The 13374-nt window shown below is 44.6% G+C and carries 16 protein-coding genes; 7 read left to right on the top strand and 9 right to left on the bottom strand.

What is annotated here, in order from left to right; translation table 11 throughout:
- Nucleotides 1-359: 359 nt before the first annotated feature.
- From dnaG to PN462_RS04820, 4 genes are all read right to left on the bottom strand, one after another.
- Nucleotides 360-2246, bottom strand: coding sequence for a DNA primase (gene dnaG, locus PN462_RS04805; RefSeq protein WP_272126876.1), 1887 nt, complete (start codon nucleotides 2244-2246; stop codon nucleotides 360-362).
- A 142-nt stretch (nucleotides 2247-2388) separates the two neighbouring features.
- Nucleotides 2389-3330, bottom strand: a complete 942-nt coding sequence (locus PN462_RS04810; RefSeq protein ID WP_272126877.1) for a putative 2-dehydropantoate 2-reductase — start codon at nucleotides 3328-3330, stop codon at nucleotides 2389-2391.
- Nucleotides 3330-3506 (bottom strand): hypothetical protein, encoded by a 177-nt coding sequence (locus tag PN462_RS04815; RefSeq protein WP_272126878.1) that lies wholly within the window; start codon nucleotides 3504-3506, stop codon nucleotides 3330-3332. Before PN462_RS04815 ends, PN462_RS04810 begins: the two co-directional genes overlap by 1 nt.
- A gap of 87 nt (nucleotides 3507-3593) precedes the next feature.
- The gene (locus PN462_RS04820; RefSeq protein WP_272126879.1) at nucleotides 3594-3764 is read right to left on the bottom strand and encodes a metallothionein; all 171 of its coding nucleotides are present in this window, start codon (nucleotides 3762-3764) and stop codon (nucleotides 3594-3596) included.
- A gap of 289 nt (nucleotides 3765-4053) precedes the next feature.
- Here PN462_RS04820 and PN462_RS04825 point away from each other — a divergent pair, with 289 nt between their 5' ends.
- Complete coding sequence (locus PN462_RS04825) at nucleotides 4054-4320, top strand: ArsR/SmtB family transcription factor (RefSeq protein WP_443029063.1); 267 nt, start codon at nucleotides 4054-4056, stop codon at nucleotides 4318-4320.
- Between the two features lie 77 nt (nucleotides 4321-4397).
- Here PN462_RS04825 and petJ read toward each other — a convergent pair whose 3' ends face one another.
- Nucleotides 4398-4736, bottom strand: coding sequence for a cytochrome c6 PetJ (gene petJ, locus PN462_RS04830; RefSeq protein WP_272126881.1), 339 nt, complete (start codon nucleotides 4734-4736; stop codon nucleotides 4398-4400).
- A gap of 145 nt (nucleotides 4737-4881) precedes the next feature.
- Between petJ and PN462_RS04835 the strand changes: the two genes are divergently transcribed.
- The 4 genes from PN462_RS04835 (at nucleotide 4882) to PN462_RS04850 (ending at nucleotide 7920) form a co-directional block, all read left to right on the top strand.
- Nucleotides 4882-5874, top strand: coding sequence for an ABC transporter ATP-binding protein (locus PN462_RS04835; RefSeq protein ID WP_443029064.1), 993 nt, complete (start codon nucleotides 4882-4884; stop codon nucleotides 5872-5874).
- Complete coding sequence (gene rimM / locus PN462_RS04840) at nucleotides 5861-6484, top strand: ribosome maturation factor RimM (RefSeq protein WP_272126883.1); 624 nt, start codon at nucleotides 5861-5863, stop codon at nucleotides 6482-6484. The genes PN462_RS04835 and rimM overlap by 14 nt, the downstream gene beginning before the upstream one ends.
- Before the next feature lie 118 nt (nucleotides 6485-6602).
- Nucleotides 6603-6833, top strand: coding sequence for a hypothetical protein (locus tag PN462_RS04845; protein WP_272126884.1), 231 nt, complete (start codon nucleotides 6603-6605; stop codon nucleotides 6831-6833).
- Nucleotides 6834-7395: 562 nt separating this feature from the next.
- Nucleotides 7396-7920, top strand: coding sequence for a helix-turn-helix transcriptional regulator (locus tag PN462_RS04850; RefSeq protein WP_272126885.1), 525 nt, complete (start codon nucleotides 7396-7398; stop codon nucleotides 7918-7920).
- A gap of 20 nt (nucleotides 7921-7940) precedes the next feature.
- Here PN462_RS04850 and PN462_RS04855 read toward each other — a convergent pair whose 3' ends face one another.
- Both PN462_RS04855 and PN462_RS04860 read right to left on the bottom strand, forming a co-directional pair.
- Nucleotides 7941-8552 carry a Uma2 family endonuclease gene (locus tag PN462_RS04855; protein ID WP_272126886.1) on the bottom strand — a complete coding sequence of 204 codons (612 nt, stop codon included), beginning with the start codon at nucleotides 8550-8552 and terminating at the stop codon, nucleotides 7941-7943.
- 307 nt (nucleotides 8553-8859) lie between these two features.
- The gene (locus PN462_RS04860) at nucleotides 8860-9852 is read right to left on the bottom strand and encodes a GntR family transcriptional regulator (protein WP_272126887.1); all 993 of its coding nucleotides are present in this window, start codon (nucleotides 9850-9852) and stop codon (nucleotides 8860-8862) included.
- Nucleotides 9853-9970: 118 nt separating this feature from the next.
- On the opposite strand from PN462_RS04860, the gene PN462_RS04865 reads away from it, so the two are divergent.
- Together PN462_RS04865 and PN462_RS04870 are read left to right on the top strand one after the other, a co-directional pair.
- On the top strand, nucleotides 9971-10711 hold the full coding sequence (locus PN462_RS04865; protein WP_272126888.1) for a dienelactone hydrolase family protein: 741 nt from the start codon (nucleotides 9971-9973) through the stop codon (nucleotides 10709-10711).
- 127 nt (nucleotides 10712-10838) lie between these two features.
- Nucleotides 10839-11822, top strand: a complete 984-nt coding sequence (locus PN462_RS04870; RefSeq protein WP_272126889.1) for a S1 RNA-binding domain-containing protein — start codon at nucleotides 10839-10841, stop codon at nucleotides 11820-11822.
- Between the two features lie 158 nt (nucleotides 11823-11980).
- Here the strand turns inward: PN462_RS04870 and PN462_RS04875 are convergent, their stop codons facing one another.
- Complete coding sequence (locus PN462_RS04875; protein WP_272126890.1) at nucleotides 11981-12535, bottom strand: hypothetical protein; 555 nt, start codon at nucleotides 12533-12535, stop codon at nucleotides 11981-11983.
- Nucleotides 12536-12596: 61 nt separating this feature from the next.
- On the bottom strand, nucleotides 12597-13298 hold the full coding sequence (pyrF, locus tag PN462_RS04880; protein WP_272126891.1) for an orotidine-5'-phosphate decarboxylase: 702 nt from the start codon (nucleotides 13296-13298) through the stop codon (nucleotides 12597-12599).
- Between the last annotated feature and the right edge of the window lie 76 nt (nucleotides 13299-13374).

Raw genomic sequence — 13374 nt, forward strand, 5'->3', positions numbered from 1 at the left:
ATCATTGTAGGGTGGGCAATGCCAGCCCTGTCAAGGTGAGAAATTGTAGAACGAGACACCGTTGTTTCAGACACTTGTGAGAGACATTTTCTCCCCCTCTCCCAAGGTTGGGAGAGGGGGTTGGGGGGTGAGGGCGACTCCAAACCGCCATATCTCGTTACCCACCTTGACAGGGCTGGGTGGGCATTGCCCACCTACCCCTGTCAAGCTAACTAACCCAATATTTCTCTGTAGGTTGGGTGTAATGAAATGAAACCCAACATTTTCCACCTAACATTTTCTACCTAGGGTGTTGGGTTACGCTACACTTCACCCAACCTACAGAAACACCTGAACGCTGAATGCTTCCATAAAGATAATTAATAATCAATGATATCAACTAAGGTAAATTGCCGTTCTTGATCCAATAATTGGATTTTTTGGGCGGCATTTTGGAACTCTTGAAAATAATATTTTCGTTTCTCGCTTTCTGTTGCTGAATCGAGAACTTTCCATTTTTCTAAGCAGTAACTTAAATGTTTCTCGTAGGTAACTCTTTCGATTGCTGCGATCGCAGCTTTAATAGACTGTACAGGCCGCGCAATATCTTCCTCTTTCTTCTCAGTTAAATAAAACAGGTGTCGCACCTTCTCAGCATGATCAGAATTCGGCCAATCAATCTCCTGTAACCCGGCAATTAAATCCCGTTTTCCTGCCTGTTCCAATTGTAACACTTGTTGCCACAAAAAGCGATGATGGGGCAAAACAAACAGTAAATCTCGCTCCTCCAATGCCTCAATAATATGCTCTCGATATTCAGGACAATGGAGATAAATTAATAACAATAATTCTTCCGCATTTTGTAATAAATTACGGTCTTTACGTTGTTTTAAATGGGTTGCCTTGCGCTTCGGTTTTTTAAGCTGAACAAATAAATCTTTACTATAAACAGGCGTTAATTTGCCATCCCCTTGGCTTAAAATCTCCGCACATTTCTTTACATAAAAGTCCCGTCGTTGCGGATTCTCAATATGATTCAATAACTTAATCATCTCTTGAGAAACACGCTGAAAACTATCTGCTTTCCTTAAATCCTGATCCTTAACTAACTGTTGTAATTGCCAATCAATCCACAGGGGAGCATCCTGTAAATGTTGATAATAAATCGCCACCGCATCGGGACTAGACAGTAAAAACTCATCCGCATCTTTCCCCCCCGGCAAATTCAAAATTCGTAACTGGACTTGTCCCGAATAAACTAAAGATTCCACCTCCCCAATCGCTCGCTGTGTAGCTTTAATCCCTGCATTATCCGCATCAAAATTAAAAATAACTTGTTTGGATTCTGTATAACGAGACAGTTGCTTTAATTGCTCTTGACTAAACGCTGTTCCCAGTGCAGCCACCGCATTAGAAATCCCTGCTGCATGAAGCGCGATCGCATCAAAATATCCCTCCACCACCACCGCACAATCCTGTCTGCTAATCTCCGTTTTAGCACGATCTAACCCAAACAGCGTCTTCCCCTTACTAAACACCTCCGTTTCCGGAGAATTTAAATATTTTGGCTCATCATCCCCCAACGTGCGACTCCCAAACCCAATCACCCGGCCTTGAGTGTCACAAATGGGAATCATCAAACGATCCCGAAAATAATCATAAACCCCCTCTCCCTTCTTCCGTTGACGCACTAACCCCGCTTTCTCCACCATTAACACCGAATACCGCTTCGTCTCCACCAAATAACGGTACAACGTCTCCCACCCCCCAGGAGCATATCCCAACCCAAACTGCTGTATCGTCTCCTCACTCAACCGACGAGTTTCCCGCACATACCGTAATGCCTTTTCCCCCTCCGGTTGACGGAGCATATGTTGATAAAAACTCGCCGCCACCGCTAAAATCTCGTATAACTGCTCCCGCAGCGACAATTGACGCTGAAACTCCTGATGCTCCTCTGGAGTAGAAGTTTTAACAGGAATTTGATACTTATGCGCTAACTCTAGTATCACCTCCCCAAACGACTGCTTCCCAATCTCCATCAAGAAACTAATTCCGCTTCCCCCCGCACCACACCCAAAGCAGTAGTACATCTGCTTACTCGGACTTACCGTAAAACTGGGGGTTTTCTCATCATGAAACGGACATAACCCCACCAAGTCCTTTCCCCGTTTCCGCAACACCACATGATCCGACACAATATCAGTAATATCGAGTCGGTCTTTAACTTCTGCAATGGTATCTTGGTGTATGCGAGGAACGTCCATTTACGGCTTACTGATAACTAATGACTAATAATATAATATGACATCCGGTTAATCATTATAAGTTCGTAGTACGCCCTTTAGGGCTTACAATAAATTGAATTAATACAAATCAAGCGGATTTCATATAACTAATGACTGATTACTAATGACTGATTACTGCATTGTGATAGTCTAAATATTTCAACTGTTGATAAAGCATTTCAATCCTCGGTAACTCCACCCCCAACCCATGAGCAAACCGTAACGGGTTGCCCACAATACCTTCCACTTCTAACGGTCGTTTCCCATTATAATCTAACTTCATACTGGTAAAATAGGGAGTCATTTTATCCGTATGGTCTAACATCGTTTGAATCAACGAATCATCCAGCAAACGGCCACTACTTTTCGCCCCTAAAACCACTTCCTCCATCAATGCTTCCACTAATTGCCGACTCCATGGATTAGCCATAATTTCATTAGTTTTTGCATCTAACACCACTGATAGCCCATTATAGGGGATATTCCAGACCAACTTTTCCCAACGAGTAAGTAATAAATCCGCACCCAATTCTATTTCTATCTGCGCGGTTTTAAAATCCTCTCCAACTTGCTTTAATGTCTCTGTAACACCCGTAGCAGCGTACTGATAGGCGTATTCTGCAAACTTTATTTTCTGATAATCTAAATGGCGAATCTGTCCTGCACCTACCTTATTTGCACAAATAAACGCCAATCCACCTAAGATTTTATGCTTAGGAAAACTCTGAGCCAATTCCGCTTCAAACCCTAAGCCATTTTGCAATAAAATAATCACGCTATTCTCATGAAGCAAAGGCGGTAATAGTTCAGATAATTGATAATTTTGTGTCGTTTTAAGCGTGACTAACACCACATCACAAGGCGGCATTTGAGAGGTGGCATTATATGCCTTAACTTGGGGTAAAGTAAAATCTCCATACACCGACTCAATGGTTAATCCCTGCTGTTTAACTTGTTCATAATCACTTCTGAGTAAAAAATGAACCGGAAACCCTGCACGCTGTAAACACGCACCGTAATAACCGCCGACTGCACCTGTGCCGATAATCGCGTAACTTCCCATTATTTCTTAATCACAAACTGGACAATAGTTGTAGAATGAACGGGAAGCATTTGCACCACAGGTGCGGGTTTCATTTCTCCCCGAAAATCCAAAACTTGTACTAAAACTAAATAAAAAACAGCCAACAATATAGAAATTGCTCCTGTGATGATAGCTAAAATCTTTCCTCTAGTCATCGTATCTCACTAAAAAGGGAAGTCAGATCACCATTATAAGAGATCGACTTCCCTTTTGTTCAAATTGGGGGTTGATCATGAATTTCTCTAACTGTGACAGTCACACCCCGTATGACCACACCCTGAACCATCAGGGTGGCCATTAGCACAAGTCTCACTACAGTAGTATTTGCCGTTTTTCTGAATCGCGGTTTCGGGTTTAACAATGCAAACGCAGGACTCACAAGCACATTTCATTTGATCAACTGCAACAGTCATAAGAGTCTCCTTTGATTAACTGACTTCAATAAGCCTGAACATCTGTTCAGCTATCTACTAGAGTAACGCATTTAACTGAATTTGTGTTCAGATATTGTAAAAATTTTGTTAAGTGTCCCCTAAAATAGAGAAAAGCCCTGGTTAACAGGGATAGTGAGTTTAAAATTGATTTATGTCCACTCCGATCTCATCTTCCAATACTCCTCCAGGTGAAGTGACGCATCCTCTGCAACTGGCAAAATACACCCAAGACATTGAACAACTCCTCCCCCTAGACAAAGCGCAACGAATGGGGGAATTTTTCAGCTTCTTGGGTGATCCCAACCGCTTGCGAATTTTATCCCTACTGGCCCAAAAAGAACTTTGTGTGTCTGACTTAGCCGAGAGTTTAGGGATGAGTGAGTCTGCGGTTTCCCACCAACTGCGGAATCTGCGAGTTATGCGTCTAGTGGGCTACCAAAAACGAGGCCGTAAAGTGTTCTATCATTTAGCCGACCATCATATCCTAGAGTTATATCAGGCCGTTGCTGACCACTTAGACGAAAAATGTAGTTAAGATAAGCAAAAAAAAATCTCCCAACCTGGGAGAAAATGAGGTTCAAACTGGACAAAAATAGGTTTTTATGTTAGGGTTCACCAGCCTTTTTCAGCTTGTGCTAAAACATAAGTGGCCACATCTTCGATATCCTGCTCATCGAGTTTCCCTAAGAAGGCAGGCATGGCACTTTTTCCGTTTTTCACTTGGGTGGTGATGGCCTCTAGGGAATCCATATTATATTTTTCTAAGTCTGCTTTACTCAGGGTTTTAGTGGGGATCACCACATTTTTGCCTCCCATGTGGCATTGAGCGCAGTTGGCCGCAAAAATCTGTTTCCCTCGGCTAATATCCCCTTCAGCTTTCGCGGGAGAACTGAATAACAGTGTTGTCACCGTTAGAATACACACAAATACCAGTGCGAGTCGCTTTAACATATCTCCTCTCAAATTAAGAATTTAACCAGCAAGCAATATTTAAATCTTCAAGGACAGGCAGAGAGAATGTCAAACGACAGGTTGTAAAATGTTGGATTGGGGAGGGAAACCGGGCAAAATACAGGATGAGGATACAGGGTACGTTATGACGGAAGCGACAGCAACACAAACCACTTCAACCCCCGTACAACCGATTCCCATTGTACAAACTTGGGAGTTAGGGAAGGTGTATCGCAGTGGGTTTTGGTTAAATCAGAAGGTGGAGTCTCTCCAGTCGGTGACGTTGACGGTCCATCAGGGGGAGACATTTGGGTTGTTGGGGCCCAATGGGGCCGGGAAAACCACTTTACTCAAGATTTTACTGGGGATTGTACGGCGGAGTCGTGGCCGAGCTACGTTACTCGGAAAACCTCTGGGAGATCAAAGTGTGAAACACAATATTGGCTATCTCCCTGAAAATCCCTATTTTTACGATTATCTCACGGCTTGGGAGTTTCTAGGGTTTACGGCCAGTTTGTTCGGTATTTCTAAAGGGGAACAACAAAAACGTATCCCGCAACTGTTGGACTGGGTAGAATTAGCTCAAGAAACGGCGACTCAACAACCTCTCCGCAAGTATTCTAAAGGAATGCTGCAACGGGTGGGGATTGCTCAAGCCTTGATTAATAATCCGGCGGTGGTGTTTCTGGATGAACCCATGTCTGGCCTTGATCCCACGGGCCGTTATCGCATTCGGGAAATTATTCAAACTTTGAAGCGGGAAGGGAAGACGATTTTTTTCAATTCTCATATTTTGGCGGATGTGGAGGAAATTTGCGATCGCATCGCCATTTTAGCCAAAGGCCAACTCCTCTGTCAGGGAACAATCGCAGAATTAGTGGGAACAGCAGATCATTACCAAGCAACAGGAATAGGAGGCAGTCCAGAAATGCTACAACGGTGGTTACATCCCCTCGAATTTTCCCCCCAAGGATGGCACGGCCAACTTACCGCCAAACCCCAAGACTTCCTAGACGCATTACAATCAATGGATGCTAAACTAACAAGTCTCACCCAAGCGAGACTCTCTTTAGAAGACTTCTTCCTCCAACAACTCCGCACAACCGAACAACCGTCAGACTCCGATGACCACCAATGATCTACAACCCACAACCCAAGACAAACTCGTAATTGGTAAAATTGTCTCCGCACAAGGATTAAAAGGAGAATTGCGAGTCTATCCCGACAGCGACTTTCCCGAACGGTTTACCACTCCCGGCCCACGGTGGTTACAACTCCCCAACACCTCCCAATTGCAAGAAGTGGAATTGATCAAAGGTCGTTGGATACCGGGGAAGAAACTCTACGTTATTCAACTGGCCGGCATTACAGACCGTGATCAAGCCGACACGCTACGCAATGCTAAATTATTGGTGAATCGTCATGAACGCCCCTCTTTAGCCGATAATGAATACCACAGTAGCGATCTTTTAAACCTAGAGGTGTTCAACCAACACACCGGGGAGTCCGTTGGCCATGTCACCGAGATTTTTAGTGCAGGGAATGACCTCCTCGAAGTCCAACTTCACCCCACCCCTCCGGAAACTCCCTCTATTGACCTGAAGAATCAGAAAAAGACCCGAAAGCGTGCTAAAAAAAATACAGTGTTGATTCCTTTTGTGGCTGCGATCGTTCCTGTCGTCGATCTGTCCCAAGGCCGCATCGAAATTGATCCTCCTCCCGGTCTATTCGACGTGAATCAATCCTAAATCCAGTGGTATGATGAAGGCGGCAGGAGGTTAGACCTTGTTGTGCATCTCGTCCAACTCTTTCCACAAACAAGCTCTTTCCACAAACAAGCTCTTTCCACAAATAAGGAGAATTAGTATGGAAACGCTCGGCTATACTGAAATGGCAGTCACTTACGAGGAAGTGGTGGGACCGTTAGAACTTCGTCCCCTCTCGATTCGTCAACTCAATTTAAGTAAACTTAATTTAAAACGTATCACAACAGCAGCCGCGATTATTGGCTTTATCTTTTTTGGGGGATTTACGGCGGTTGTTGCGTCTTCCCTCTCCCGTGATGTCACTCCCAGCCAACCCGAAGCCAATTTCTAAGTGACAATAATGCAAACAGCGTTAAGATGGTAGGGTGCGTTAACCCTGTGTGGCGCACCAAGTGTGATAACTCACGCTTGATTATGGGTGCATTGTGCGCGTATTGATTGCGATACGCCAACCAATTAAACAAAAACGACAAACCCGACAAAACCCCGTTTTCCCAAGGAAAGTGGGGTTTTGCAATCTGCGAGTCATTCTTCAACCCCCTTCTCCTTGACAGATGAAGAGAATTGATAGTTAGTTGTTAATTGACAACCAACGACAAAGACTATTATAATAAAAATGTCAGACGAACACCCGAATAAAGAAATTCGTGCGGCCATAAAGTATGCTGTTGAGCGAGGATGGAGAGTAAAAAAAGCCAATTCTCGTTCTCATCCATGGGGAAGAATTTATTGTCCTAATCCCAGTTCGGATTGCAGATGCGGTGATTTTTGCATAACCAGTATTTGGAGTACCCCAAAAAATCCCTCCAATCATGCTAAACAAATTCGACGAGTTGTAGATAACTGTATTTATCCTAATTCAGAAAATACGCAAGATTTAGGAGACAATTAACATGAAAGAGTATGATTTTGCTTTAATTTTTAAATTAAACTCGCCTCATCTCAATCCTGAAGAATATTGTGATCAATTATATGAAGCAGGGTGTGATGATGCTTTAATTGGAGTGGGTAAAACGGGATATATTGCTCTAGATTTTATTCGGGAAGCAGATTCAGGACTCGATGCAATTCAAAGTGCTATTAACAATGTAAAATCTGTCTTACCTGATGCTGAATTAGTTCATATTTCCCCTGATTTAGTGGGAGTTAAAGAGTTAGCTAATATTTTTCAATGCTCTCGTCAAAATATTCAAAAACTTGTTAAAAAAACTACCTTTCCAAATCCAGCTTATCAGGGATATCAAGTCATTTGGCATTTAGCGGACGTTTTAAATTGGTATGCTGATCAAGATTATCCAGTCAATCGTGAATTATTAGAAGTCGCTCAATTAACAATTTCTATTAATTCAAAAATTGCTTGTAAGAATTATCAGTCGCAAGTGTCAGAAGATACAGTAAATCGTTTAGTAGTTGCTTAAATCTTCGTCAAGACAAAAAGTTAAATATTAAATGCAAATAATTGATTGGTATTCAAATGAAGCTCAGGAAAGAGGGGAGATTGAATTTGCTCTCCACCCCGAAGGATTGTTTTTTGGTACGCTCCATCGATTAATTGACATAGCGTAATAGTGGGTTGTTTGGGAGAACCAATATAATATTTTCCACCAATTCCCAAATAGTCAATAATCCAATATTCAGGAATGGCTAAGGTTTCATAGTCTTCATATTTGCGAGCATAATCATTTTGCCAGTTGGTACTGACGACTTCGACTACTAATTTTACAGTTTCTCCTCTCGTGATAATAGGTTCTCTCGTCCAAAGGGGTTCTTGACGGAGTTGTTCTTCATCTAAGACGATAACATCGGGTCTAAATGCACTGACTGTTCCTAGGGGACGAATTAAACAGCGATGGGGAATAAAATAAGGGACATTTAAACGATCAATTTGGACATTGAGTTTCCGACTAATAAAAGCACCCACTTGTTCATGGACTCCGGTAGGTTCTATGTCGATTAATTCTCCATCAATTAATTCGTATTGCTCATTATCTCCATAGTGAGAGATAAAGTCTTCAAACGTAATGCTTGTTGTTGGAGTTGTAGAAGTCATGATTTTATCTCATTCATCACGTTTCAATTAGTAAGTCATTTCCAATACACCTTGGGTTAAAACCCAAGACTAATAGCTTAAACCCGTTAAAAACGGGTTGATCGACTCGAAACAAGTCTCTCAAGATCAAGTCCTCCTTCTGAGCGTTAGTTTTAGGCTGATGGCTGACGGCTGATAGCTGAATGCTTACCTCAATTAAAATAAAAAAGGAAAATTTATTGAAATAGTCTTGGTATTAAATGGTGGATTTATTGGTTGATTAACGCGATTTTAGAGAGAAAAGAGTTATTGAGTAAAAAAACGCCTCTTAACCCAATCCTAATTCTCGCTTCAATAAATTAATTGATTTATCCCCAATATAATTTTCACTACAAATTAACTGCGGGTGACGAATTAAATCATCTCTAGCTTCAAGAATCGCCTCTTTGACTGTATCATAACTCGCCCGATCGCAGATAATCGTTTGTGCGCTTCGTACCAAGGCATTTAACTTAAACGTATCCTTTAATTGTGCCGCAACCACTAATAACTCATCCCCTCGTAAACTATGCACTAAAATCTCAGCAATGCCTAGGATACCGGGGCTTAAACTCACTAACCCTAAACAATTATTTTTAGGGATTTTCTGAATAATCTCAATTTCTTGGGCATAATCATTAATATCTACCGGAATCACCCGCACCGACTTAGGAGCGGCAATTTCTTCCGCAATGCCGATAAAATAACGACTGGTGACAACTGTTCCCGAATGAGTTTGTTCTAAAACTTGGGATAATTCCTCCAACGGGACTAACTGCACCGGAATTTTTAACGCTCCTTCTAACTCCTGTACCATCAATTCCCCGGCCCCCAAATCTCGTGCCGGGACAGTCACTAAAACCCGCGCACTACAGCGCAACCGCCAATCAATTTCTGATAAAAATAACTCCCGCGCTTCCGAGAGAGTACACCCTTGGCCCAATAACTCATCTAGGCTTTTCTGTACTAACTTATAGGCTTCGGGATATTGGTCTAAAATGGGCGAACTTAACCGCGTTCCCCCCTCATGGCCTTGGGCTTTCACATAAATGCCTGAACCGGCCTGAGACTCTACTAACCCCGTATCCTCTAACTGTCGATAGACCTTACTCACAGTATTGCGATGTAACCCAGTAAACTGGGCCAACTGTCGGGTACTGGGTAAACGGTGGCCAGGAGGATATTGCCGGGATGCGATCGCAAATTGAATTTGGTCGAATAACTGCTTCGAGGCAGGAATATCGCTATCGGTTTGAATATGAAACGTTACCTTATTAGCCATAGGAGAAATAAATCAATTCCAGCAATGGATAAAGCGAGGAATCTACCGGGAGTCACTCAAAATCTTGTTAAGTCTAGTGTAGGCTGATCAGTGGAAGATTTGGGAAACATTACAAACTATGACAACTTTAGCCCTCGACACTCAAACCGTCCAAGTCCGCAACGGTGATCTACAAATTGAAGCCTATCTGGCCCAACCCCGAAGCAACGACACCCACCCTGCCGTTATTGTTATTCAAGAAATCTTCGGCGTAAACGACCATATCAAAGAAGTTACCGAACGCATCGCCCAACAAGGTTATACTGCGATCGCACCCGCCATTTATCAACGCACCGCCCCCGGCTTCCAAGTCGGCTACGACGAGGAAGGCTTTAAACTGGGCAGAGAACACAAAAACCAAACCACCGCCGACCAACTCCTCAGCGACATCCAAAGCACCATTAACTACCTCAAAACCCTCCCTAACGTCAAAAAAGACGGCTTTGGGACCATCGGTTTTTGCTTCGGCGGCCACGTCGTCTATTTAGCCGCCACCCTCCCCGAAATCAAAGCCACCGCCTCCTTTTACGGCGCAGGAATTGCCACCTTAACCCCAGGAGGTGGCGAACCCACCCTCACCCGGACCAAAGACATCAACGGCACAATTTACTGTTTCTTCGGCAAAGAAGACTCCCTCATCCCCCTCGAACAAACCGATCAAATTGAAGCCGAACTGCAAAAACAGAACATTTCCCACCAAATTTTCCGGTATGATGGCGCAGGCCATGGCTTTTTCTGTGACCATCGAGAAGCCTATCGACAAGACGCGGCTCAAGATGCGTGGGAGAAAGTGTTACAGTTATTTAGCTCGCACCTCTAATTCCCCTTAAAAAAAGTTACCCTAAAAGGGGGGGTTTTCGGTGTTTCGGGGGGTGCGTTGTCAACGTGAACCGTCCATCACACAAGACCCACATCGAAAACCCCAAACGTATTGATCATCAAGCATTATGACCTCAGAATCCTCCCATTCTTCTAACTCCAACATCTCTTTCTCCATGGATGATTTTATGAACGCCCTTGAACAGGGAGAGTACGACGACCAACTCCGTCGGGGGCAAGTTGTTCGCGGGAAAGTCTATGAACACACTGCTAATGGGGCGTTAATTGATCTCAGTGGACAAACTAAGGCTTCTGGGTTTGTTCCCATTGATGAAGCAGCCTTGAGTAAGAGAGGAACATTAGACGAAGTTTTACCCCTGAACGAAGAATGCGAGTTTTTGGTTCTGAGGAAAGTGGATAGCGAAGGGCAAATTTTACTCTCTCGTCGCCAACTGGCGATTAAAAAAGCCTGGGATGAAATGGCCGAAATGAAGTCGGACGGCCAAGTGGTGGAAATGCGCGTCACGGGAGTGAACCGCGGGGGAGTCATTGGCCAAGTGAAAGGGTTACGGGCCTTTATTCCGCGATCGCATCTTACCCAGAAAGAAAACCTCGACAGTCTCGTCGGTCAACTCTTACTGGTGACTTGTTTAGAAGTAGACCCAGACCGTCGTAAACTGGTATTATCCCAACGAGAAGCCGCGCGATCGCAAGCCATCCAAGACATCGAACCCGGAACCCTAGTCGAAGGCCGCGTCGTCAGCTTACAACCCTACGGCGCATTCGTGGACATCGGCGGAGTCACCGGACTCCTCCACGTCAAACAGATCAGCGAACTCCCCGTCCAAGCCCCCAACACCGTCGTCCAAATCGGCCAACCCATCAAAGTCGTCATCGCCGACGTAGATGAATATAAAAACCGTCTCTCCTTCGCCACCAAACCCCTAGAAAGCTATCCCGGCGAAATCCTCGAAAAATTCGAGGTCGTCATGGCCAACGCCGAAGAACGCCTAGAAGCCGCCCAACAAAAAGCCGCCGAACAAGAAAAAGCCGAAACCCAACCCCCTCAACCAGAGGAAACCCAAGCAGAGACTAAAACCGAGGAAGAATAAGTTTGTTCTTTTTTGTTTGTTGTTTGTTCTTTGTTCTTTGTCGGTAACAAGTTAACGTAGATCAGAAACCGGGTTTCTATCCAAACTGATAATAACTTTCTACCATGTGAAACAGAAACCCGGTTTCTTCGCCCCAATTCCCAATTCCCAATTCCCAATTATCCAAAACGACAATCCCGCAACCACAAACGAATAGCCTGGCCAATCACCCCCTGACCACTTTCCTCCGGAGGAGAAGGAACACCTCGATCTTCCCCATTCCCATAGCGAGTATAAAGCGTCACCAATCGCCAACCCCCTTCAGACTTCACCAAAAATAACCAATGGTAATGCTGCCGAGAAATCGCCTCAGTTGCCGTTAAACGCTGCTCTAACGTCGTAAAAAAGACCTGTTGGGGTGAATTATCCTCCGTCGGTGTTGTCTCGCCTCTAACCCCCCTATCAATGGGTTCAAAATTCGCCTTACCCGCCATCATCACATAAGTATAAGCATCCTCCTCCAGTCGCCGAGACCGCAACGCCACCCGATTCGCATAACCCGGCAAATCCACCAACAACGCCTCAACCAACGGCTGAAACTCCCTCGGACACCCCCTCGAAGACTGCGCCCAAGCCACATCCCCCCCAAACCCCAACATCACCGCCAAAATCCAGAAAATTATCTGTAATTTGGGTAATAGGTAATGGGTAATTGGTAATTTAAAATTGAGCATTGCTTCCCCTATCTCCCCTATCTCCCCTATCTCCCCTATCTCCCCCATCTCCCAAAACTTCCTACTGAACCTCCGCCACCACTCGTTCCCACGCCTCAACCGGATTTTCCGCTTGCGTAATAGGCCGGCCAATCACCAAATAATTCGCCCCTGCCTCCAATGCCTCCCTCGGAGTCATCACCCGACGTTGATCTTTCGCCTGGGCCCAACTAGGACGCACCCCTGGACAAACTAACAGAAAATCCTCCCCACAAACCCGCCGTAACTCACTGGCCTCTTGGGGGGAACAAACCGCCCCAGGGACTCCCGCATCTTTCGCTAATACCGCCATCTGTAACACATATTCCGGCAACTCCAACGGCACACGCAACTCAAAAGCCAATTGTCGGTTACTAATACTCGTCAATAACGTCACCGCCAATAATTGCAGTTGAGAAGACGGGCCAACCGCCTCCACCGCCGCTTTTAACGCCCCTTGGCCAGCACTCGCATGAACCGTTAAAAAGTCCACCTCATACAGTTTAGCCGCCCCCGTTGCCCCGGCCATAGTGTTGGGAATATCGTGTAACTTCAGATCAAGAAAAATCCGTTTTTCCCGTTCTTGGAGAATTTTGAGAATTTCCCCCCCAGAACTAATAAACAGTTCTAAGCCCACTTTCCAGAAATTCACTTGGGGCAGTTGGTCTAACAAGGCCAACGCTTGTAATGGGGTGGGGACATCGAGGGGGACAATAATGGAGTCAGTTGGGGAAGGGTAAGTCATAATTCGGCTGTATTGCAATAGGTTAGGTTGAATTTGGTAATGGGTAATGGGTAATGGGTAATGGGTAATGGGTTCT

The sequence above is a fragment of the Spirulina sp. CS-785/01 genome (assembly GCF_028330525.1).
Lineage (GTDB): Bacteria > Cyanobacteriota > Cyanobacteriia > Cyanobacteriales > Spirulinaceae > JAQMSD01.

Excerpts from the sequence above, each read along its gene's own strand:
- dnaG (WP_272126876.1), bottom strand. The coding sequence starts at position 2,246 with ATGGACGTTCCTCGCATACACCAAGATACCATTGCAGAAGTTAAAGAC.
- PN462_RS04810 (WP_272126877.1), bottom strand. The coding sequence starts at position 3,330 with ATGGGAAGTTACGCGATTATCGGCACAGGTGCAGTCGGCGGTTATTAC.
- PN462_RS04815 (WP_272126878.1), bottom strand. The coding sequence starts at position 3,506 with ATGACTAGAGGAAAGATTTTAGCTATCATCACAGGAGCAATTTCTATA.
- PN462_RS04820 (WP_272126879.1), bottom strand. The coding sequence starts at position 3,764 with ATGACTGTTGCAGTTGATCAAATGAAATGTGCTTGTGAGTCCTGCGTT.
- PN462_RS04825 (WP_443029063.1), top strand. The coding sequence starts at position 4,054 with ATGGGGGAATTTTTCAGCTTCTTGGGTGATCCCAACCGCTTGCGAATT.
- petJ (WP_272126881.1), bottom strand. The coding sequence starts at position 4,736 with ATGTTAAAGCGACTCGCACTGGTATTTGTGTGTATTCTAACGGTGACA.
- PN462_RS04835 (WP_443029064.1), top strand. The coding sequence starts at position 4,882 with ATGACGGAAGCGACAGCAACACAAACCACTTCAACCCCCGTACAACCG.
- rimM (WP_272126883.1), top strand. The coding sequence starts at position 5,861 with ATGACCACCAATGATCTACAACCCACAACCCAAGACAAACTCGTAATT.
- PN462_RS04845 (WP_272126884.1), top strand. The coding sequence starts at position 6,603 with ATGGAAACGCTCGGCTATACTGAAATGGCAGTCACTTACGAGGAAGTG.
- PN462_RS04850 (WP_272126885.1), top strand. The coding sequence starts at position 7,396 with ATGAAAGAGTATGATTTTGCTTTAATTTTTAAATTAAACTCGCCTCAT.
- PN462_RS04855 (WP_272126886.1), bottom strand. The coding sequence starts at position 8,552 with ATGACTTCTACAACTCCAACAACAAGCATTACGTTTGAAGACTTTATC.
- PN462_RS04860 (WP_272126887.1), bottom strand. The coding sequence starts at position 9,852 with ATGGCTAATAAGGTAACGTTTCATATTCAAACCGATAGCGATATTCCT.
- PN462_RS04865 (WP_272126888.1), top strand. The coding sequence starts at position 9,971 with ATGACAACTTTAGCCCTCGACACTCAAACCGTCCAAGTCCGCAACGGT.
- PN462_RS04870 (WP_272126889.1), top strand. The coding sequence starts at position 10,839 with ATGACCTCAGAATCCTCCCATTCTTCTAACTCCAACATCTCTTTCTCC.
- PN462_RS04875 (WP_272126890.1), bottom strand. The coding sequence starts at position 12,535 with ATGCTCAATTTTAAATTACCAATTACCCATTACCTATTACCCAAATTA.
- pyrF (WP_272126891.1), bottom strand. The coding sequence starts at position 13,298 with ATGACTTACCCTTCCCCAACTGACTCCATTATTGTCCCCCTCGATGTC.